This is a genomic window from Catellatospora sp. NPDC049609 (assembly GCF_040675365.1).
Classification (GTDB): Bacteria; Actinomycetota; Actinomycetes; order Mycobacteriales; family Micromonosporaceae; genus Catellatospora.
Map to the genome: position 1 here is coordinate 66,073 of NZ_JBFAOU010000011.1, position 20,803 is coordinate 86,875.

Annotated in this window: 17 protein-coding genes; 8 read left to right on the forward strand and 9 right to left on the reverse strand. The window is 71.2% G+C overall.

The genetic code is table 11. The features are described from left to right. Positions 1–90: 90 nt before the first annotated feature. The 4 genes from AB0J67_RS05465 to AB0J67_RS05480 form a co-directional block, all read right to left on the reverse strand. Positions 91–495, reverse strand: a complete 405-nt coding sequence (locus AB0J67_RS05465; RefSeq protein ID WP_363476529.1) for a hypothetical protein — start codon at positions 493–495, stop codon at positions 91–93. 319 nt (positions 496–814) lie between these two features. After that, positions 815–2,038, reverse strand: coding sequence for a hypothetical protein (locus tag AB0J67_RS05470; protein WP_363476531.1), 1,224 nt, complete (start codon positions 2,036–2,038; stop codon positions 815–817). Then, positions 2,035–2,784: a hypothetical protein gene (locus tag AB0J67_RS05475; RefSeq protein WP_363476533.1), complete on the reverse strand. Its 750-nt coding sequence runs from the start codon at positions 2,782–2,784 to the stop codon at positions 2,035–2,037. The genes AB0J67_RS05470 and AB0J67_RS05475 overlap by 4 nt, the downstream gene beginning before the upstream one ends. Positions 2,785–3,007: 223 nt before the next feature. Continuing rightward, positions 3,008–4,195 (reverse strand): serine hydrolase domain-containing protein, encoded by a 1,188-nt coding sequence (locus AB0J67_RS05480; RefSeq protein WP_363476535.1) that lies wholly within the window; start codon positions 4,193–4,195, stop codon positions 3,008–3,010. A gap of 388 nt (positions 4,196–4,583) precedes the next feature. Between AB0J67_RS05480 and AB0J67_RS05485 the strand changes: the two genes are divergently transcribed. After that, positions 4,584–5,861, forward strand: a complete 1,278-nt coding sequence (locus AB0J67_RS05485; RefSeq protein WP_363476537.1) for a multidrug effflux MFS transporter — start codon at positions 4,584–4,586, stop codon at positions 5,859–5,861. Between the two features lie 16 nt (positions 5,862–5,877). On the opposite strand, the gene AB0J67_RS05490 is transcribed toward AB0J67_RS05485, so the two are convergent. The 3 genes from AB0J67_RS05490 to AB0J67_RS05500 all read right to left on the reverse strand — a co-directional run bounded on the left by AB0J67_RS05490 (position 5,878) and on the right by AB0J67_RS05500 (position 9,433). Next, entirely contained in the window at positions 5,878–6,756 is an 879-nt protein-coding gene (locus AB0J67_RS05490) for a hypothetical protein (protein ID WP_363476538.1), read from the reverse strand. 88 nt (positions 6,757–6,844) lie between these two features. Beyond that, positions 6,845–8,191 carry a hypothetical protein gene (locus AB0J67_RS05495; RefSeq protein ID WP_363476540.1) on the reverse strand — a complete coding sequence of 449 codons (1,347 nt, stop codon included), beginning with the start codon at positions 8,189–8,191 and terminating at the stop codon, positions 6,845–6,847. A gap of 81 nt (positions 8,192–8,272) precedes the next feature. Further along, positions 8,273–9,433 carry an endonuclease gene (locus tag AB0J67_RS05500; RefSeq protein WP_363476542.1) on the reverse strand — a complete coding sequence of 387 codons (1,161 nt, stop codon included), beginning with the start codon at positions 9,431–9,433 and terminating at the stop codon, positions 8,273–8,275. A 197-nt stretch (positions 9,434–9,630) separates the two neighbouring features. Between AB0J67_RS05500 and AB0J67_RS05505 the strand changes: the two genes are divergently transcribed. Further along, positions 9,631–9,960, forward strand: coding sequence for a hypothetical protein (locus AB0J67_RS05505; RefSeq protein WP_363476543.1), 330 nt, complete (start codon positions 9,631–9,633; stop codon positions 9,958–9,960). Then, positions 9,936–10,196: a hypothetical protein gene (locus AB0J67_RS05510; RefSeq protein WP_363476544.1), complete on the forward strand. Its 261-nt coding sequence runs from the start codon at positions 9,936–9,938 to the stop codon at positions 10,194–10,196. Before AB0J67_RS05505 ends, AB0J67_RS05510 begins: the two co-directional genes overlap by 25 nt. A gap of 70 nt (positions 10,197–10,266) precedes the next feature. Here the strand turns inward: AB0J67_RS05510 and AB0J67_RS05515 are convergent, their stop codons facing one another. Both AB0J67_RS05515 and AB0J67_RS05520 read right to left on the reverse strand, forming a co-directional pair. Continuing rightward, positions 10,267–10,953, reverse strand: a complete 687-nt coding sequence (locus tag AB0J67_RS05515) for a hypothetical protein (protein WP_363476546.1) — start codon at positions 10,951–10,953, stop codon at positions 10,267–10,269. Between the two features lie 26 nt (positions 10,954–10,979). Further along, on the reverse strand, positions 10,980–12,008 hold the full coding sequence (locus tag AB0J67_RS05520) for a LacI family DNA-binding transcriptional regulator (RefSeq protein ID WP_363476548.1): 1,029 nt from the start codon (positions 12,006–12,008) through the stop codon (positions 10,980–10,982). Positions 12,009–12,193: 185 nt separating this feature from the next. On the opposite strand from AB0J67_RS05520, the gene AB0J67_RS05525 reads away from it, so the two are divergent. From AB0J67_RS05525 to AB0J67_RS05545, 5 genes are all read left to right on the forward strand, one after another. Further along, a complete protein-coding gene (locus tag AB0J67_RS05525) occupies positions 12,194–14,095 on the forward strand; it encodes a beta-L-arabinofuranosidase domain-containing protein (RefSeq protein ID WP_363476550.1) in 1,902 nt (633 codons plus the stop codon). 88 nt (positions 14,096–14,183) lie between these two features. Further along, a complete protein-coding gene (locus tag AB0J67_RS05530) occupies positions 14,184–15,473 on the forward strand; it encodes a sugar ABC transporter substrate-binding protein (protein WP_363476551.1) in 1,290 nt (429 codons plus the stop codon). Positions 15,474–15,539: 66 nt separating this feature from the next. Continuing rightward, positions 15,540–16,502, forward strand: a complete 963-nt coding sequence (locus AB0J67_RS05535; protein WP_363476553.1) for a sugar ABC transporter permease — start codon at positions 15,540–15,542, stop codon at positions 16,500–16,502. Between the two features lie 10 nt (positions 16,503–16,512). Then, entirely contained in the window at positions 16,513–17,322 is an 810-nt protein-coding gene (locus tag AB0J67_RS05540; protein WP_363476555.1) for a carbohydrate ABC transporter permease, read from the forward strand. A gap of 164 nt (positions 17,323–17,486) precedes the next feature. Further along, a complete protein-coding gene (locus tag AB0J67_RS05545; RefSeq protein WP_363476557.1) occupies positions 17,487–20,792 on the forward strand; it encodes a discoidin domain-containing protein in 3,306 nt (1,101 codons plus the stop codon). Positions 20,793–20,803 lie beyond the last annotated feature (11 nt).

Sequence of the window (20,803 nt, forward strand, 5' to 3'; positions counted from 1 at the left end):
CACGCCAGAATGCCCCTGCCGCGGACACCGCCCGTCCCGCACGGGTCGGTCGTTCAGGACAGGGGCACTTGTACCAGGTGTTCCGTCTGGTTACAGCAGGCACGGCGTCCAGTAGCAGATGTTCCTCGTGGCGGTCTTGCCCGTGCTCGGCCTGTTCAGCCCGAATGAGGTTTTGTGCTCGCCGTCGGTCGAGCAGCCCCACTTCACGGTGACCGTCATCGTCGAGGTGGGCACGTGATAGAAGTCGAAGAAGTATGGGCGGGTCATGCCGCTGCCGCTGAGCGTCGCCCAGCCGCTCTCCCCGTTGCTGCCCTCGATCCAGGCCCAGGTGACCGTGTTGGTGGTCGCGTAGTTGCAGCCGATCTTGCCGTTCAGGGTCACCTTGGGGTCCCACGCCCACGCCGAGGCCGGGGCCGGGGCGACCGCGACGCCCGCCAGCAGCATGGTCAGGAGTGTGAGGATGCGCGCGGGTGCACCGCGCAGGCCGGCTTTCATGAGCTTCCTCCTCGGTCGCGGATGCGGCCGATGCCGCATCGCCACGGCAGCCGGTGCTCCGGCTGCTCGGTGGTGCCGGACGAACTGCGGGGATGTTCGGCACCGGGGTCGACAATCGGCGTCCATGCGCGATGAGGTCGAGGCGTGGCGGCATTCCCATACAGATCCGTACAGGGCCGTACGGTGTCGGCGACGGGTGTGCGGGGCCGGGACCTGGCCGGTGACAAGCGGCGTTGCGACCGGCTGGGCGTTGGACATCTCCGCGGCAGTGGTGTGACCGACTACCCGATGGCGAAGCCCAGCGCTAGCAGGGATTGCTCTACTGCAGGCCTGAGCCCAGCCACAGTCTCGTCTGCGGACCCTCGGCGTCGCGCAACCCGCCTGCGAGCAGTGTGCTCTCGCCGGTGGTGGCGACGTCAGTGAAGCGCTCGGCGGCGTCGAAGCCGTTGGCGCGCACCTGGTCCTTGTGCCAGGCGCAGCCGTCCGGCGACCACCACACACCGGGCGTCGTCGTCTGGTTGGTGGCATTGCCGGTGGAGCCCACCATCAGGAAACCGGTCCGGTACGGCCGCACCGACGCCGCCTCGTGCGCGCCGGAGACGCCGAGGTCGGGTAGCCGCCCGCCGTCCACTCGGGCGGTGGCGACGCCGCCGGATCCGTCGCTGCACCAGGTGGCGGGCCGGAAGCGGTCGTTCTCGCCGGTGGGATCGTCGGCCAGGTATCCGGGATCGCCGGGCCGCAGCGGTTCGTACAGCCAGCCGTCGACCACCCAGTGCGAGCCGTTGACCGCGACGCGGCTCACGTTGGCGTTCGGTGGCAGCGCCTGCGGCACCGCAGCGGGCAGCTCGCCGGCGGTGGCCGCGTACAGCGACCCGTACCGGTCGTACACCGCCACCGGCCCGGCCGCGGTGGGCAGCAGTTGCAGGCTGAGGAGGTTGTACGGGCGCTGCTCGGCGTGCAGGTCCACGGTGGCCGCCTCGGTGCGCTCGAATCCGCCGCCGGTGGACGCCCACAGCTCGACGACACGCCGGCCGTCGCGAACGTGGGCCACGACGACACCACGCGGTCCGGCGGTGACGGCCCAGGATCCCGGGCTCTCGACGGGTCCGAGCCGCGAACGCAGCGTCTCCGCGTCTTCCCACCCGCCGCCCGAGCGCAGGGTCCACACTGTCGCCTCGGTGGCGTAGGTGTCGTGGACGAGCAGGTACACGTCTCGCCCGTCGGTGGCGAGGTCGCGTGCCTGCCGGTCGAACGCGCTGACGGTGCGGGTCCAGGCGGTGCCGTCGGCGGAGAAGAACAGGCCTTGGCGGCCGTACTCGTCAGTGGACAGCATCGCGAAGCCGTGCCGCCCGGCGGCCACCCGTTCCGGTTCGAACGCGCCGGTGCCGGTGGGCAGGCCCGCGGCGCCGAGCGCCCGCCAGCGGGGGAATATCGACGCGGGCGAGGCGGCCGACGACGGCGCGGACGGTGCCGGGACCACGGGGACGGGGTCGGCGGCGCAGCCGGTCAGCGCGAGCAGCAGCGCCAGGGCGGCGCGCCTCATTCGCACCTGCCCGCTTGCCACGTCTGCTGGAAGCTGCACATGTCCTTCGCCTGCTCGGCCGAGCTGACCAGGAACGGCCGCCCCTTGTCGTCGATGACGGTCTGTTCCCGCTGCCCGCCCCACGACCAGTCGAGGACCAGCACGAACTCCACCTGCCCGGTGCCGTCGATCTTCACCGAGTACGCCGCCGGGTCGTGCTCGGCCACCGTCCACGGGAAGGGCGCAGGGGCCGTGGGGTCGCGCGGCACGGCCTCGCCCACCCGCGCGGCGAGGTCGATCCCCAGCAGTGCCTGCTGCAGCGTGCCGCCGCAGCCGCCGTGGGTCAGCCGGGTGCCGGGCGCGGCGGGTCCGCGGCTGCGCACCTCCGCCCGCAGCCCGTGCAGGACCACCGTGCGCCCGGTGGTCTCCTGCACCACGAACTCGATCGCGCTGCCGCTGCCCAGCACGCCGTCGGCGGGCACCTCGCGCGGGTCGAACGGTGTCCCGTCGGCGACGTCGCGCGGCACGATCCACGACGACGTGCAGTGGTTCTTCAGGGCGGGCAACGTCACCGCGTACTCCAGCCTCGGTGTCGCCGGCGCGGAGGCCGCGGGTGCGGGCGGGTCGCCGCCGCCGAGCAGCTGCGCCCCGGCGCAGACCGCGCCCAGCACCGCCGTGAGCAGGCCCACGACCGCGCCGAGCTGGGCGGCGCTGCCTGCCTCCCGCCACCAGGCACCGAGACGGCGCGACCGGGCTCGCATGGTCACGGTGTGCTCTCCTCCGCTCGCCCGCCGACCGCAGGCTTCACCGTATGCGGGAGCCCACCCGCGTCGACCCGCCCGATCGGCCGATCGGCGTGAATGAACGCCCCCACCCCGTCTTGCATGGACGTTGGCCTATCTGGATGAAGAATTCTCGATCGAACTCATTCGGATAGGCCAATGTCGATGGCCGAACGGAGTGGGCGCAGGCTCGCCGGTGGGGACCGGCTCAGCCGGTCGGGGTCGGCGACGGCGACGGCGCCGGCTGCGGCTGCGGCGCCAGCGACAGCCCGTAGATCTGGTCCAGCACCGTGGGCAGCAGTGCCTGGGCCGTGGTCCGCCCGTCCGGCGCCACGGTCAGGTTCGTCCAGATCACCAGCGTCACGTCGTTGTGCACGTCGTGCCCCATGAATGAGTTGAAGCCCGGCAGCTCGCCGCCGTGGTAGTACATCGCGGCGTTCGGGGCGAACCGCTGGTAGGAGATGCCGTACCCGTACTTCTGCCCGTCGGGTCTGGCCGGGTCCTCGACCTGCGGGCTGTCCCGCCACTGCCGCTGGAACACGGCGTTCAGGACCTTGCCCGTCACCAGCGCCTTGATCCAGGTGGCCAGGTCGGCCGCGGTCGAGATCGCACCACCGGCCGCGGTGGCGTACGACGGGTTCTGGTGGGTGTAGTCGATCGGCCGCAGCGTGCCGGCCCGCGCCGCGGCCTGCACGTCCGCCGGGTACGGCTTGTCGACCAGGGCATAGGCGCTGCCGCCGTACATGTAGCCGTGCGCGTAGGGCGCGGGCAGCGACACGTCGGTCGCCGCGGGCAGCGACGTCTGCGCCAGCCCGAGCGGACCGAACAGCCGGTCCTCGAACTGTGCCTTGAGCGGCCGCCCGCCCGCCTCCTCCGCGGCCAGGCCGAGCAGGGCGTAGTTGGTGTTGCTGTACTCGTAGTCCGCGTCCGGCGCGAAGTTCGGCGGCCGCTGGAACGCGATGGCGAGCATCTCCTGCGGCGTCCAGACCCGCCCCAGGTCGGCATCCATGGCGGAGGCGAGTTCGGGCGCGTTGGTGTAGCCGTACAGCCCGCTGCGCATCTTCAGCAGGTCGGCGATGGTGATGTTCTCGCCGTTGGGCACGTCCGGCACGTAGGCGGACACCGGGTCGCTGAACTTCAGCCTGCCGTCCTGGGCGAGCAGCGTGATCAGCGCCGCGGTCATCGTCTTGGTGTTCGAGGCGATCCGGAAGTGGGTGTCGAGCGCCGGTGGTGTCCGCGCCCCGATGTCGGTGGTTCCGACGATCGCCTGGTGCGTCCCCTCTGGTGTGCGGATCAGGACCACTGCCCCGGGCACCATCATCTCCTTGGTGGCGGCTTCCACCGCGGCCCGGAGCGAGGCCTGGTCGATGGGTGGCAGCGCGCTGCGCTCCGCCACGGGGCCATGGCGCGGCCGGATGCCGGTGACTGCGGCACGGCGGCGAGCGGGCAGCCGGCGACCAGAACGGCGACACAGGCTGCGGACCATGCGAAACCACGGCTGCGCGCACGCCGGCCGTCTCCCGCCCTGAGCATCGTCCTCATCGGCTATCACGGCTTTCGTGCCGAGCGGCGATGGAGACCCTGCTCGGCGGGGTGCGGAAATAGTGATAAATCTACACAATCTTACCAGCGGTCCCGAGGTATGGAGCGGTTCCGCGCCCATCGGCCCGCGCCGGTTCCGGTGGGCTGGGTGCCTCGGAGATGCCTTTCGGTCTGCGTGAGCATGCTGTGATCTGCACCACCTACCGGCGCCCGTGGAAATCATCCGATGGTCGGGGGATTTGATGACAGGCGTGACCTCGACTTTCGCCGCAACCCCGACCGCGCCCGGCGACCTGATGACCGGCGCGCAACGGCTGCGGCTGGTGCTCGTGCTCGGCTCGCTCATCGCCATCGGCCCGCTGACCATCGACATGTACCTGCCGGCGCTGCCCGCCATCACCGACGCGATGAGCACCACCTCCACGGCGGTGCAGCTCACGCTCACCGGCACCCTGGCAGGCCTCGGGCTGGGCCAGCTCCTGATCGGCCCGCTCTCCGACGCGTACGGGCGGCGCCGACCGCTGATCTACGGGCTCGCCCTGCACGTCATCGCCTCGGCCCTGTGCGTGGTGGCGCCCGACGTCGCGACGCTCAGCGCGCTGCGCGTGCTGCAGGGCTTGGGCGTCGCCGCGTCCTCCGTGGTGGCCATGGCCGTCGTGCGCGACCTGTTCAGCGGCTCGGAGTTCGCCCGCCTCTTCTCCCGGCTGATGCTCGTCATGGGCGCGGCGCCGGTGCTCGCGCCGACGCTGGGCGGGGCGGTGCTGCGCTGGACGCAGTGGCGGGGCGTGTTCGTCGTGCTGGCCGCGTTCGGGATCGTGCTGACCCTAGTGGCCATGTTCGGCCTGCGCGAGACCCTGCCCGTGGAGCGGCGGCGCTCCGGCGGGGCGGCCGGCACGCTGCGGACGTACGGCGAGCTGCTGCGCGACCGCACGTTCGTCGGGCTGGTGCTGGTCGCCGGCCTAGCCATGGCGGCGCTGTTCGCCTACGTCGCCGGTTCCTCGTTCGTGATGCAGGGACAGTACGGGCTGGACGAGCAGCAGTTCGCCGTCGCGTTCGGCGCGGGCGCGGCCGGGCTGATCGGCGCGACCCAGCTCAACGTCCAGCTGCTGCGGCGCTACACCCCGCAGCGGATCCTGGTCGGCGCGCTCGCGGGCGGCACCGCGGCCGGGGTGCTGCTGGTGGGGTTCGCGGCCACCGGGCTCGGCGGGTTGCCCGCGCTGCTGGCGGGCCTGTGGGCGGTCCTCGCCGCCGGAGGGCTCGCGCTGCCCAACGCGCCCGCGCTCGCGATGTCCCGCCACGGCGAGGCGGCGGGCACGGCCGCGGCCCTGCTGGGCGCGGTGCAGTTCGGGGTCGGGGCGGTGGCGGCGCCGATGGTCGGCGTGCTCGGGGCGGACGCGGTGGCGATGAGCACGGTGGTCCTCGCCGGGATGGCCGCCGCGCTGCTCATCGCCGTGCCCGTGGTGCGCGCGGCCCGGTTCGCGGACGCGCCGGTCGTGCCGGAGCCCGTCCACGTCGGCTGAGGACACCGCGGCCGGGTCAGGGCTGCTGGAAGTCGCGGGTCTCCCAGATGCGCTTGGTCAGGTAGTCCCGGACCCGGCCGACGTACTGCTCGCCCGGGGCGGTGTGCCAGCGGCCGGAGAACCAGCGGCCCACGCAGCCCCACGCGTCGCCTGCCGCGTACTGCCGGCCGCGTTCGACCGTGTTGAGCCACGTCTCCCTGCCCTCGAAGCAGCTGCGCCAGACGGCGTACGCCAGGTCCGCGCTCATCGCGGTGGACCGCATCGCACCGGGGAACGCGCTCTTCATGTACGGGTACCGGTTCTGCAGGATGCCGTGGCTCTGCGGGCACTTGCCCGCCTGCCCGTCCACGCCGAGACCGTGCCCCGGCGGGCAGGCGGCGGCGTCGGTGTCGAAGTCGCCGAGGGTGGGCTGGCGCCACCAGCTCTCGATCGCGGCCTGCGCCTTGACGATGTCCTCGTCGACGCCCCACTTGCAGGCGGCCCAGCGCAGGATCTCCTCGGTGGTGCCGGTGAACTGCCCGTCGATGCGCCGGGCCAGCGCCGCGCCGTCGCCGAAGGCGGCCGGGTCGACCCGGTGGCCGGTGGTCCGGTTGGCCGTGCGGTTGACGCCCTTGCTCTCCTTCTTCGGGCGGGCGCGCACCCAGGCCGCGCACTGGCTGCCCGAAGGCAGCTTCGACCCGGGCTTCAGCGTCGTGAAGCGGCTCGGGGCGGCCGCCTTCGACGCGCTCGGCTTGGTGCTGACACTCGGGGCGGCCGTGGGGGTCGGCGCGGCCGTCGCGGGCGACCCGGTCGGCGGCACGGCCGAGGCGTTCTCCCCGGCCGGCACCGCGGCGGCCTGGCCGCCCGGCTCGGCGGCTGTGGCGCAGCCCGACAGGACGATCACAACGGCGGCCACCGCGATCAGGCGTCGGGCTGCTTTCGGAGTACCGGCTTGCCGCATGGTCCCGGACGCTAGGGCGGGCTTGCGGCGAAGTCAATCCGGGTCACCGCAGCGCGGGCAGCCAGTCGGGCAGCGGCGCGGAGTCGCCGATCGTCACGTCGTAGTCGGCGGCGATTCGCCACGCCCCGGACTCGAACAGCATCCGGTAGAACGTGTAGTAGTGGAACCCGTTGGCCAGCCCCAGCACGGCCTCGCCGCCGGTGTCCCGCTTGACGGCCAGGCACCACTGCTCGGTCACCTTCGGCCCGCATGCCGCGATCTTCGACTTCTGCAGCCGGTTGAACGCCGCGACCGGGTCCTCCCGCTCGGCGCCCTCCACCTTCTGGCCGGTGGCGTCCAGCCACTCCTGCACCAGCGCGAAGAGATCCTTGTCCACGGTGAACGGCTGCGCGCCGTCGGCGGCGACGGTGAGGCTGCCGTCCGGCTGGCGGGTCACCTTGCCGCCCCCGGCGACCGCCCACTTCACGCGCTCGAACCGCTGCACGAACGTGCGCCAGTCGCCGTAGGGGTCGACCCAGCGCTCCCGGGGCGGCTCCGGGTAGACGTCCCCGCCGGCGAGGTGCAGGTACATGTCGTCGACGAAGTGCTCCGCGCCCTGCCAGTACCGGTGCTCGGGGTGCGAGTCGGTGTAGTTGTAGGTGCCGATCAGGGGTCCGGTGGTGAGCCAGTTGGCGGTCTGGTACCGGTACGGCGGCGGCACCGGCTGGGTCGGCGTGGCGCCGTCGGGCATCAGGACCGCCTCGAACGAGCCGCCCGCCGCGTCGACGGCCGTGAACTTCTTGTTCGGCTTGACCGCCGCGTCCTGGAACTCCGCGGGCTGGTGGTACTTGGCCAGCCCGTCCTCCCACAGCAGCCAGGTCACGCCGGCCTTGTCGACGTACTCGTGCCGTTCGGCGTGGTAGGCGAAGTCGGGCGAGGCGCCGTCGCGCGGGGTCAGCTCGCCGGCGGGGTACATCGAGTACAGGTAGACCCGGCCGAGGTGCCAGTTGAAGCGGGTGTTGTCGACGGGCGCGGAGACCAGCCGCCACGCCCCGGACGGCACGTCGTGTCCGGCTTCGCGGGCCACTTCGGCGAGTGTGTCGTAGAACGGCTCGACCCACGTCGCCGGCTTGCAGCCGAGCCGCTTGACGGCGTTCTCCAGCTCTCGGGCCAGCCCGGCGTCGACGGACATGTCCGGGCGTACCGTGGCCGGGTCCTTCTTGGCCGCGTCGAGGGCCTTGGTGATGGTGTCCCGCTCGGCCGTCACGTAGGCCTTGGCGAGCGCGGGGCAGTCCTTGGCGTCGCGCAGCGGCGCCGGGTCCGGGGCCGGGTCCGCGGACTTGCCGGTGCACCCGGCAGCGACCAGGGCGAGCAGGGCCAGGGTTGCGGTGAGGTTCACTTTGGACGGCACCGGTGCCATGTTAGTGAACGCCGGCGCACCCCGATGGGAGGCGGGTCGGCCGGTCGCCGTCTGCGGGATGAGTGAAGCCGTTCACCCGCCCCAGATCGCCGCTGCCCACTCGGGATGGTCGATGAACGGGTTGCGGTTGCCCTGCCAGCTGTCGAAGATGACCTGGTTGCGCCGCTTCTCGAAGGCGTCCGGCGGGTCCTGCTGGTGCCACTGCAGCAGCACCGACAGCTTGCCCAGGTACGGCACCGAGCCGTTGCCGGTCACGTTGTTCATCTCCAGGTTGGGCCAGCCGTCGCCGCCCTCGTACCGGATCGCCATGTACATGATCATGCGGGCGACGTCGCCCTTGACCGCGTTGCGCGGCTCCCACGAGTCGGCGTCGGTGTAGTTGCCGGGCGCCTCGGCCGCCGCCGACCCGCCGAGGTCGAAGTCCTTGTTGCCGCGGTTGGCGTTGACCGTCACGTCCTCCGGCCGCAGGTGGTGCAGGTCGGTGCCCGGACCAGCCGAGGTGCCGAAGTCGCCGTGCGACTGGGCCCAGACGTGCTCGCGGTTCCAGTCGTCGACGCCGCCGCCGTTGGTCGTCTTACTTTGCGAGCGTCCGCTGTAGAGCAGGATGACGTTGTTCGCGTTGTTCGGGTCCTGGTCGGTCTGCTTCAGCGCGTCCCACACCTGGGCGTAGCTGACCGTCCGCTGCACCCGGATGATGCCGTGCAGCGCGCTGCGCAGCGCGGTCCCGGTCTTGCCGATCGCGCTCGCGTAGTACGTCGGGTCGTACGGCCCGCCCGGCGCGGTCGGGCTCGCCGAGGGCGACGGCGGCGTGCCGGTGAGGCTCATCGCGGTCGGGTCCTTGAGCCCGCCGTGCGAGAAGTACGCGGTCAGCGTCCCGGTGACGGTCACCGAGCGGCCCATCAGCCCGGGGTTGGTCCGCAACCCGAAGGCGCTGCGGTAGGCGGCCGTGACCTGCACGTACAGCATCCGTGAGGTGCTGGTCTCGGCGACCGTGTCGGCGATGGCGATGGCGGTGTCGCCGGTGAACCCGGACTTGATGACCGTGTCGGTGGCGGTCGGCTGCCCGACGATGAAGCCGGTGACCGCCGCCGAATGGCCGTCCTGGGCGGACAGTGCGGCGGCGACCGTCAGCGGGGCGGCGGCGGAGGCCGACATGGTGGCGGCACCGGTGGTGACCGTGACGACGGCGACGAGCGCCATACCCAGCCGCCGCGCGCCGACAGTGGCCAGCATCGATGCCATCATGAACAGAAATGCTACGGGTTGCGGAGCGCTGACTGAAGTGGCGGATCGCGCCGGTCGCTCTAGTGGGCGGGGTGTGCCGGCAGCCAGTGCGGCGAAACGCCGCGACAATCTGCCTGCGACCGCCGGGGCTGGCCGTGTGCGACGATGCCACCCGTTTCTCCGACATGGACAGACGAGGACAGCTGATGAATCTGGGTCAGGCGCTCGACACCGTGCACCGACGGCTTCAGCTTCCCGGGAGTAGCACGGCCGCACTGGCGGCGTCCGTCAATGCGAAAGTCGGGCACGACGAGACGTTGGCCGAAGTGCCGGCGCTGGACACCGGTGTCACCGTACGGGTGGCTGACGTGCTGCAACGGCTGGCCGTCGCCACCGCGCCACTGGTCGATCGAGATGTGTACGAGGTGCATCGACACTGGGGTCTGATGCGCTATCTGGGCCTGTTCGCGCCCCAGGCCACAGACGATCCCGCAGCCACCGCGCTCCACGGGTGGAGGCGTCGGCGGGCGATGTGACTGTTCGCGGCACGCGTAGTGTCGTCTCGCTGCCGGGTGGCGAGCTGGAGATGGTTCTCGGCGTCGAAGCGGGTGTCGACGACGCGCTGACCCGGGGTGTGCCGTCCGAGATCCTGGCCGCACAGGAGCGTGTGGCGATGCGGCGATCGACGCGAGTGGACCCGGATGCACGGGCTGGAGATGACGTGGTCGCGATCGGCGACGACGGCTCTGCCCTGGTCCTGCGACCGCTCTGAACACCGAGGCGGAAGTCGTGAGGCGTGACGCGGGTGTGGGCCGTGGATGTCGTTCCGATGGGGAGCGGCCCTAGCCGTCGGGGCAGTCGTCCACACCGTAGGAGACCGGCCGCCAACCGCCGTAGTCTGCCCGAGCGCTCAGCTCGTCGGCCTCGCGGGCGGCGCGCACCAGCTGGCGGGTGGTGCGGCGGACCGCGGCCAGCAACACCTCTCCGACATGGTGGCAGAGCAGGGCGCGGTGCTCCAGGGGCCGCATCGGTTCACCGGCGAGTGCCGCCAGGTCCGCCAGGCGCCAGCCCAGCGGTCCGGCCATGGCCCGGAGCTGGAACAGCTGCTGCCAGCCGCCACCCAGCAGCCCGCGGACGGTGCTGATGGACAGCCCGACGAACGGGAACTCCCGCAGCCCCAGACCCCGGTTGCGCATGAGTCCGTCGAGCACGGCAGGAAACGGGTTCGGATCCGACACGTCGCGGGCGGGGCGGGATGCGGGTGCCGCGCCCTCGTCCGGCATGCCGGCCAGGAACCCGGTCAGGGCAGCGAGCTGCGGGTGGCCGCAGTACGTCACGCGGTAGACGAACTCGCCCACGACGTCGCTGTCGCGCTCCGGTGGCAGCAGCTCCCCTGGCACCGCGTGTCCCGCGACCACGAGCACGTCGGCCAGCGGCAGGCCGAGCTGGACCGCCAGGCCTTCCAGCCGTGGCCGGTCATGGCCCGCGCCGTTGGCCAGCAGGTCGCGCAGCAGCTCGGTCCGGGTCACAGGGGACACCATAGGCGACCGTGACGTCACATCTGCTGGGGGAGCGGGCCGGTGGACTCGCGGACGACCAGGCGGCAGGGCTGGCGGATGACGCCGGAGCTGGGGGTGCCGTCCAGGGCGGAGAACAGGTGCATGACGGCGGTCGCGCCGAGCTGCTCCAGGTTCAGGTCCACGGTGGTCAGCGGCGGGCGGCAGTCGGCGGCCATCTCCTCCCAGTTGTCGTAGCCGACCACGGCCACGTCGTCGGGCACCCGGCAGCCGTGCTCCTGCAACGCCTGCGCGGCGCCGGCCGCGATCTGGTCGTTGCCGCAGAAGATCGCGTCGATCTCCGGGTGCGCGGTGATGAGCATCCGGGCGGCGTGCCGCCCCCAGCGCTGCGACCACTCGCCGTAGAGCGGCTCGCCGCCGACCAGCGACAGCCCCGACTCGGCGAGCACGGCCTGCAGGCCGGTGACGCGGTCGCGGGCGGCGCGGTAGCTCTGCGGGCCGGTGATGTGGGCGATGTGGCGCCGGCGCAGCCCGACCAGGTGCTCCATGGCCAGGCGGGCGCCGCCCTCGTCGTCGGCGAGCACGGACAGGTCGCCGGAGTCGGTGGACTGGCCGTACACGTACACGACGGGCACGGGGATGTCGCGGCTGAGCGACGGGCGCAGGTCGTTGCTGTCGCCGAGGATGATGAACCCGTCGACCTGGCGGGCGAGCAGGGTGCGGATGTAGTGCTGGCGGCGGATGGCGTCGCCGCGGGCGTCGCACAGCAGCACGGACATCTGCTCGTTGCCGAGAGCGTTTTCGGCGCCGAGCAGGATGGGGATGGAGAAGCGCCCGCCGAGCTCGTCGGTGAGCAGGCCGATGGTGCGCGTACGCCCGGAGATCAGCCCGCGGGCCAGCACGTTGGGCTGGAAGCTGAGCTGGTTCGCCGCTTGCAGGACGCGCAGCCGGGTGTCGGGCGCGACCTCGCCGCGCGCGTTGAGCGCCTTGGACGCGGTGGCCACGGAGACGCCGGCCAGCCGTGCCACGTCGGTGAGGGTCACCGACGTCGATCGCCGCCTACCCACGGAAAGCCTTTCGCTCGAATTTCGAGAACGTGTCGGACTGTACGCCGCGTGCCCTGCCACGGCTAGAGGCGATCCACGTTATCGAGATGTAATGGAGCGGCCATCTTGCCGAAAAGGTTTTCGGCGTCCACAGTGGCTCCAACGTCGAAGTGACCGCGGTCACGAGATTTACGTTGGAGGCGGAGATGACGGTGACGGCGCGGACCGCCGACCTCACCGGAGGTCGGCCCGTGGTGCCGTCGCGAGGAGTCCTGCGACCGCTGGGCCTGAGCGAGGTTCGGATCACGGGGGGCTTCTGGGCGCAGCGGCAGCAGACGAACGGGCGCGCCACGCTCGACCACGGTCGGGAGTGGATGGACAAGCTCGGCTGGACGGGCAACTTCACCGCCGAGGTTGGCCGGGGCAGCGCGGAGCGGCGCGGCCGGGAGTTCTCCGACTCCGAGGTGTACAAGCTGGTCGAGGCGATGTCGTGGGAGACCGGGCGGCAGGCCGACCCGGCCCGCGAGCGCGAGGTCGCCGAGCTGGTCGCGATGATCGCCGGGGCGCAGGCGCCCGACGGCTACCTGCACACCGCGTACGGGCGGCCCGGCCAGCGGCCCCGCTACGGCGACCTGGCCTGGGGCCACGAGCTCTACTGCACCGGGCACATGCTGCAGGCGGCGGTGGCCCGGGCGCGGGCCGGCGGCAGCGACGACCTGCTGGCGGTGGCCCGGCGCGCGGCCGACCACGTGTGCGAGGAGTTCGGGCCGGCCGGGCGCGACGCGGTCTGCGGCCACCCGGAGGTCGAGCCGGGCCTGGTCGAGCTGTTCCGGGTGACGGGGGAGCAGCGCTACCTGGAGCAGGCGGCGCTGTTCGTGGCCCGGCGTGGGCGGCGCACGCTGCCGCCGCACGAGTTCGGCTGGAGCTACTTCAGCGACGACATCCCGGTCCGCGAGGCGAAGGTGCTGCGCGGGCACGCTGTTCGGGCGCTCTACCTGGCCGCGGGCGTGGTCGACGTGGCCGTCGAGACCGGCGACGACGAGCTGCTGGAGACGGTGGCGGCGCAGTTCGACCGGACGCTGGCCCGGCGCACCTACCTGACCGGCGGCATGGGCTCGCGGCACCAGGACGAGGCGTTCAGCGACGACTTCGTGCTCCCGGCCGACCGGGCGTACTCGGAGACCTGTGCGGGCATCGCGGCGATCATGGTGGCCTGGCGGCTGATGCTGGCCACCGGGCGTGAGCGCTACGCCGACGTCATCGAGCGCATCCTCTACAACGTGGTGGCCACCGCGATCGGCGACGACGGCCGCTCCTTCTTCTACGCCCACACGCTGCACCAGCGGTCGCTGACCGCGGTGCTGCCCGACGACGTGGAGCAGCTCGGCTTCGGCGGCGGCCCGCGCGCGCCGTGGTTCGAGGTCTCCTGCTGCCTGGCCAACACGGCCCGCACGCTGGCGGCACTGTCGACGTACGTGGCCTCGGTCGACGCCGACGGGCTGCGGGTGCACCAGTTCGCCGACGCCGACATCGACACGACGCTGGCCGACGGACGCCGGGTGGGCCTGCGCATGCGCACCGGCTACCCCGACGACGGCACGGTCGGCATCGAGATCCTCGCGGCCGAGCCCGGCCCGTGGACGCTCGCGCTGCGGCTGCCGTCGTGGGCCGCCGGGGCGAGCGTCACCGTCAACGGCGAGCCGCACCCGGCCACGGGGGAGCGGGTGCAGGTCCGGCGCGACTTCGCCGTCGGCGACCGGGTCGTGCTGGCGCTGCCGATGCGGCCCCGGTTCACCCGGCCGGACCCGCGCATCGACGCGGTGCGCGGCTGCGTCGCCGTCGAGCAGGGCCCGCTGGTGCTCTGCGCGGAGTCCGTCGGCGGCGCGCTGGACCTGGACGCGCTGCGGGTCGACGCCGGCACCGACCCGGCCGCCGAGGGCGGCGTGACGGTGCGCGGCCTCACCGAGGAGCTGCCCGAGCAGCCCTGGCCGTACGCCGACGCGGGGCCGGTCGGCCGGCGCACCGCGCTGGACGTGCCGCTGGTTCCCTACCACCGCTGGGCCCGCAGTGGACCGTCCACGATGCGGGTCTGGCTGCCCATCGCATGAACGAACATCAGACGCTCTCATCGCAACCGAACCACCACCGCACCAATCCGCTCCACTGCTCATCCGCATACCGATGGAAGGAGAGATTGTGAGATCTAGAGGGCTTCGGGCGCTGGCCGTGTCGGCGGCGGCCCTGCTGGTCGCGGCCGTCGCCGCCTGCGGCAGTGACGAGCCGGCGGGTCCGGGCGCGTCGGGCACCGCGGGTGTCGACGACGGCGCGCAGCTGACGCTGTGGACCCGTGCCGCGACCGAGTCGGTGTCGAAGGCGTACGCCGACGCGTACAACGCCACGCACAAGAACAAGGTGACCGTCACGTCCTACCCGAACGAGGAGTACCCGGCGAAGCTGGCCTCGGCGGCGGGCGCGAAGGCGCTGCCGGACCTGTTCGGCGCGGACGTGGTGTTCGCGGCGCAGTACGCCTCGCAGGGCCTGTGGACCGACGTCACCGAGCGCCTGGCGGCCAGCGGCCTGAAGGACAAGGTGTCGCCCGGGCACCTCAACGCCGGCACCTGGGAGGGCAAGAACTACGCCGTCCCGCACACCGTCGACATGTCGGTGATGCTCTACAACAAGGATCTCTACACCAAGGCGGGGCTGGACCCGGAGAAGGGCCCGACGTCGCTGAAGGAGTTCGCCGAGCACGCCCGCAAGATCGACAAGCTGGGCGGTGACGTCAACGGCACCTACTTCGGCGGCAACTGCGGCGGCTGCGTCGAGTTCACCTTCTGGCCCTCGGTCTGGGGCGCCGGCGGCGACGTGCTCGACGCCAAGGGCGAGACCGCCAAGGTCGACTCCAAGGAGATGGCCGACGTCTTCGCGCTCTACCGCGCCCTGTACGACGAGGGCGTGGCCGCCCCGGCGTCCAAGGACGAGGCCGGTCCGACCTGGCTCGGCGCGCTGCAGAGTGGCAAGATCGGCATCGCCCCCGGGCCGTCGGTGTGGCTGGGCCTCATCGAGGAGAAGGGCGTCAAGATGGGCGTCGCCCCGATCAGCGGTCCCGACGGCGGCGACTCCACCTTCATCGGCGGCGACGCCATCGGCATCGGCGCCACCAGCACCAAGGCCGCCCAGGCGTGGGACTTCCTGCTGTGGACCATGTCCGAGGAGGCCCAGGTCGAGGTCGTGGCCAAGGGCAAGGGCGTGCCGATCCGCACCGACCTGGCGTCGAACAAGTACTCCTCGGCCGACCCGCGCATCGTGCTGATCAACAGCCTGGTCGCCAAGGGCCGCACGCCGTACGCGAAGAACTTCAACGCGTCCTTCAACGACCCGCAGAGCCCCTGGCTGCAGACGGTCCGCGGGGCGCTGTTCGGTGACGCCGCCAAGTCGCTGTCCGACGGCAACACCGCGATCACCAAGTCACTCCAGCAAGGCTGACCGTTCCGGCCCGGCCGCCGCCTCCCACCGGTGGCCGGGCCCCTCACCGGACCCGGAGACGAGCAGATGTCGACGCTCACCCCGCCCCGCAGCGGACCGGCCCGCCCGCTGCCCGCCCCGCGCGACGCCGGCCCGGCGCCCCGGCGGATCCAGCGCAGCGCCGCCCGCGGCCGGGCCCTGCTCGGCGCGCTCTACGCGCTGCCCACCGCCGTCATGGTCGGCCTGTTCTTCCTGGTGCCGCTGGTGCTGGTCGGCTGGATGTCGCTGCACCGCTGGCCGCTGCTGGGTGCGCCGACCATGAACGCCCCGGCCAACTACACCCGCATCGGCGACAACGAGCTGGTCAGCTCGGCGGTCTGGTTCACCGTCAAGTACACGGTGCTGATGACGGTGCTGCTGTTCGCCGTCGCGTTCGGGCTGGCCCTGCTGGTGCAGCAGCGCCGCCGCGGGGTCGGGTTCTTCCGCACGGCGTTCCTGCTGCCCATGGCCGTCGGCTTCGCCAGCGCCTCGCTGCTGTTCCTCGGCCTGCTGTCCGACGAGATCGGCCCGGTCAGCGACCTGCTGCGCGCGCTCGGTGTCATCGACGGCTACGTCTCGTGGACCTCCGGCAGCTCCGGCACCGCGCTCGCCTCGGCGATCGTGCTGGTGCTGTGGCGCTTCGCCGGGTTCAACATGCTGATCCTGCTCACCGGGCTGCAGGCGATCCCGCTGGAGGTGTACGAGGCGGCCCGCATCGACGGCGCGAGCCGCTGGCAGACCTTCCGCCGGGTCACCCTGCCGCTGATGCGCCCGACCATCGCGCTGGTGCTCACCATGATGATCACCGGCTCGCTGCTGGCGTTCGACCAGTTCTGGATCCTCACCCGGGGCGGGCCGGACAACAGCACCACCTCGCTGGTGATGGTGATCTACCGCGAGGCGTTCATCCGGCTCGACCTCGGCTCCGCCGCCGCGATCTCGGTGGCCCTGCTGGCCGTGCTCGTCGTCTTCAACGTCATCCAGCTCGGCGTGCTGCGCCGGCGCTCCTAGGAGAGGCACCATGACCAGGTCATCCGCAATGAGCCGGTGGAGCTACTACGTCACCGGCACCGCGCTGGCGATCCTGTTCCTGTCGCCGCTGCTGTGGAGCGGCTGGGCGTCGCTGCGCACCGGCACCGGCTTCGGGCTGGAGAACTACGACCGGCTGTTCACCTCCGACAACGGCATCCGGCCGCACCACGTGCTGAACAGCCTCACCGTCAGCGCGCTCACCGTCGGCGGCACGCTGCTGGTGGCCACCCTCGGGGGCTACGCGTTCGGCAGGTTCCGCTTCCCCGGCCGCGACGTGCTGTTCCTGCTGACCCTGGCGATCCTGATGGTGCCGTACGCGACGATCCTGATCGCGCTGTACGTGCTGCTCGGCTGGATCGGCCTGCAGGACAGCCTGGTCGGCCTCAGCCTCGTGCTGATCATGTTCCAGCTGCCGTTCTCGATCTTCATGATGCGCAACTCGTTCGAGGCCGTGCCGCGCGAGCTGGAGGAGTCGGCGCAGGTCGACGGGTGCAGCAGCGTCTCCACGCTGACCCGGATCATGCTGCCGGCGGTCAGGCCGGGACTGGTCACCGTCGGGCTGTTCGCGTTCCTGACCTCGTGGAGCGAGTTCTTCGCCCCGCTGATCCTGCTGAACTCGACCGACACCTTCACCACCACCCTGGCCGTGGTCAACATGCGCACCGCCAGCCACGGCTCCATCGACTACGCCGCACTGGAGGCGGGGGTGGTCTTCATGGCCGTGCCCTGCCTGCTGCTGTTCGCCTTCATGCAGCGCAGCTACGTACGCGGATTCACCTCCGGCGCGCTGAAGGGCTGAACGGCTCCCACCGACTCTCACCGCACCCGTCCCACACGGAAAGGGCCCGACCGATGAAGCTGCCCGGTCGCGTCCGCACCGCCTACCCGGCGGACGCGGCCGGGCCCTACCGGCTCTCACCGCGCGTCATCCACGACCGTCCCCCTATGTGGAGGTGAACCCCCATGCCAGTGCTCGCAAAGGCACTGCGTACGCGCACCAGGCGCAGCAGCCTGGCACTCGGCCTGTCCGCCGTGCTCGCCGCAGGAGTGATCGCCGTTCAGGCGCAGTCCCCGGCGTACGCGGCGCAGCCCATCGGCTTCCCCACGTTCAGCGGCCCGGCCATCCCGGCCCCGCCCGTGGGCTACACCACCGGCAACATGATGCAGGCCATCTACAACGCGGAGTCGGGCGGCACCGACTTCTGGATGGACCGGCTGCTCGCCCGCCCCGGCAACGACCCCGCCGGCACCTGGCTGATGACCCGCGGCCGGGCGCTGTACCTCAAGACGCACACCCCGGGCACGCTCGGCTTCGCCGGGCAGGCCGCGTACTGGGAGAGCATCAACAACGGCAACGCCTACACCATCGCCGTCACGCCCGGCACGTTCACCGAGCAGGTGGGCTCGCGCTGGCAGGCGCCCAGCCACTGGCGCAGCGTGCACACCAGTGGCTCGATCACGATCAACCAGACGAAGTTCATCACCGACAACAACGTCGCGGTGACGAACCTGTCGATCACCAACAACGGCGGCAGCTCCACCACGCTGCAGCTGCGGGCCACCTCGCCGTTCGCCACCTCCGGCAGCGGCAACGAGCTGACCGGCCAGGTCAACGCGTACAACAACCTGACCACGATCTACCCGCGGCTGTCCGGTGACAGCTTCACGGTCAGCAGCGGCGGGCTCAACCGGTCGGTGACCATCGCGGCGGGCGCCACGGTGACCGCGAAGGTCGTCATGGGCTTCGTCACCAACGAGATCCCGGCCTCGCTGAGCGAGTACAACACGTACAAGGGGTACACCAACGCCACCGCGTTCGCCACGCACGTGCGGGCGTACAACCTGTGGTGGGCGCAGAACGTGCCCTACCTCGACGTGCCGGACGGGGCGATCAAGAAGAACATCTACTACCGCTGGTGGCTGATGCGCTTCAACCACCTCGACGCCGACATCCCGGGGCAGACGTTCCAGTTCCCGATCTCGACCGAGGGCGTGCTGGGCTACAACAACGCCATCGTGCTCACCCAGTCGATGCACATCGACGACCTGAAGTACCTGCGCAACCCGATCTACGGCTTCGGTGACTGGGTCAGCGCGGGGCAGGTCTCCAAGGGCGGCCGGTTCGTGGACAACCCGGGCGACCCGGAGAACTGGTCCAACAGCTACATCCAGTACATCGCCGAGGCGGCCTGGAAGAGCTACCAGATCCACGGCGGCCAGCCGGGCATCGTGCAGAACCTGGCCAAGTACGCCGAGGGTGACGTCAAGGGGCAGCTGGCCTACTACGACACCAACAACAACAAGATCATCGAGTACGACTGGGGCGCGCTGACCGGCAACGACGCCGACGCGGTGTCGTTCCACTACCGGTCCGGCCGGATGGACCGCACCGAGGGCGCGTACCAGTACAGCGGGGCCAGGGCCGCCGCGGCCGCGTACGCGCTGCTGGGCAACACCGCCAAGGCGAACGAGATGAACACCCTCGCCACCGACATCGGCAACGCCCTGACCAACGTGCTGTGGAACCCCAGCCGGCAGCTGTTCGAGCACCGCTACCCGGACGGGACCTTCAACCCGTGGAAGGAGATCAACAACTACTACCCGTTCGCGGTCGGCGCGATCCCGAACACCACGACCTACAAGCAGGCGCTGCGGCTGTTCGACGACGCGGCGCAGTACCCGATCTTCCCGTTCTACACCGCCAACCAGGCGGACAAGGCGGCCTCGGGCACCGGCAGCAACAACTTCTCCACCATCAACTCCACGGTGCAGTTCCGGCTGCTGTCGTCGGTGCTGCGCAACTACCCGAACCAGTGGATCACCTCCGACTGGTACAAGAAGCTGCTCTACTGGAACGTCTGGGCGCAGTACATCAACGGCAACACCCAGTACCCCGACGCCAACGAGTTCTGGGCGGACTGGAACGGCAGCTCCATCACGTACCGGTCCTGGATCCACCACAACATCCTGGGCAGCAGCAACTGGACCGTGATCGAGGACGTGGCGGGCCTGCGCCCGCGCACCGACGCGCAGGTGGAGCTCAGCCCGATCAACATCGGCTGGACCCACTTCACCGTCAACAACCTGCGCTACCGCAACAGCGACCTGACCATCGTCTGGGACGACCCGGCCGACGGCATCGTGCGCTACAGCGGCGTGCCGGAGGGCTACTCGATCTTCGTCAACGGCACGCGCCGGGCCACCATCAACCAGCTCGCGCCGATGACGTACAACCCGGCCACCGGCGCGGTCAGCACCGGCGCCACGGTCACCTACAGCAGCGCGGCGACCTCCATGCAGGCTCCCGCGCAGGTCGTGCACACCGAGGCCCGCATGGTGGACATGATGGCCAAGGCCGGCGTCGACCTGACCGCGAACCTCACCAACCTGGCCGCCCTGGGCACCGCCACCGCCTCGCACACCGGTTCGGGCTCCACCGTGGCCGGGGCGCGCGACGGCTACCCGATCAACGAGCCCTTCTGGGGCGCCGGCGGTTCGGCCAACAGCCAGGACTGGTACGAGGTCAACTTCGGCTCGGCGCAGACCTTCAACGAGGTCCGGCTGTACTTCAAGGACAGCCGGCCGGCCAGTGCCACCTACCGGGCGCCGTCGGCGTACGACATCCAGTACCACAACGGCAGCACCTGGGTGACCGTGCCGAGCCAGGTCAAGAGCCCGTCCGCACCGCGGGCCAACTACAACGTGGCCACCTTCGGGGCGGTCAACGCGCAGCGGGTCCGCGTGCTGGCCACCAACGCCTCGGGCGCGAAGACCGGTCTCACCGAGATCAAGATCTTCAACCGGGGCGGCGTCCAGCCGCCGGACCCGCCGAGCAACCTGGCCCTGTCCGCCTCGCCGGTGTGCTCGTACACCTCGTCGTGGGAGAGCTGCGCGGCGATCAACAACGGTGACGAGCCGACCAGCTCGAACTACGGCGGCTCCAACCAGGGCAACCGCTGGGGCACCTGGCCGGAGACCGGCACCCAGACCGCCGAGCTGCAGTGGGGTTCGGCGCAGACGGTCAGCCGGGCGCAGGTGTACTTCTTCGACGACGAGCAGGGCATCGACATGCCGTCGGCGTGGAAGCTGCAGTACTGGAACGGCAGCGCGTACGTCGACGTGCCCGGCGCGAGCGCGTACACGCTGACGAAGAACGGGTACAACACGGTCACGTTCACCGGGGTCAGCACCACCCGCCTGCGGGTGTCGCTGACCGCGACCGGCACAGCCTCGCTGGGCCTGCTGGAGGTGAAGGCCTTCGCCAGCTGACGGTCGCGAAC

Bases quoted from the DNA above. Each gene is read 5' to 3' on its own strand.
- AB0J67_RS05465 (WP_363476529.1), bottom strand. From the start codon at position 495: ATGAAAGCCGGCCTGCGCGGTGCACCCGCGCGCATCCTCACACTCCTG.
- AB0J67_RS05470 (WP_363476531.1), bottom strand. From the start codon at position 2,038: ATGAGGCGCGCCGCCCTGGCGCTGCTGCTCGCGCTGACCGGCTGCGCC.
- AB0J67_RS05485 (WP_363476537.1), top strand. From the start codon at position 4,584: ATGACAGGCGTGACCTCGACTTTCGCCGCAACCCCGACCGCGCCCGGC.
- AB0J67_RS05500 (WP_363476542.1), bottom strand. From the start codon at position 9,433: ATGCTGGCCACTGTCGGCGCGCGGCGGCTGGGTATGGCGCTCGTCGCC.
- AB0J67_RS05505 (WP_363476543.1), top strand. From the start codon at position 9,631: ATGAATCTGGGTCAGGCGCTCGACACCGTGCACCGACGGCTTCAGCTT.
- AB0J67_RS05525 (WP_363476550.1), top strand. From the start codon at position 12,194: ATGACGGTGACGGCGCGGACCGCCGACCTCACCGGAGGTCGGCCCGTG.
- AB0J67_RS05535 (WP_363476553.1), top strand. From the start codon at position 15,540: ATGTCGACGCTCACCCCGCCCCGCAGCGGACCGGCCCGCCCGCTGCCC.
- AB0J67_RS05540 (WP_363476555.1), top strand. From the start codon at position 16,513: ATGACCAGGTCATCCGCAATGAGCCGGTGGAGCTACTACGTCACCGGC.
- AB0J67_RS05545 (WP_363476557.1), top strand. From the start codon at position 17,487: ATGCCAGTGCTCGCAAAGGCACTGCGTACGCGCACCAGGCGCAGCAGC.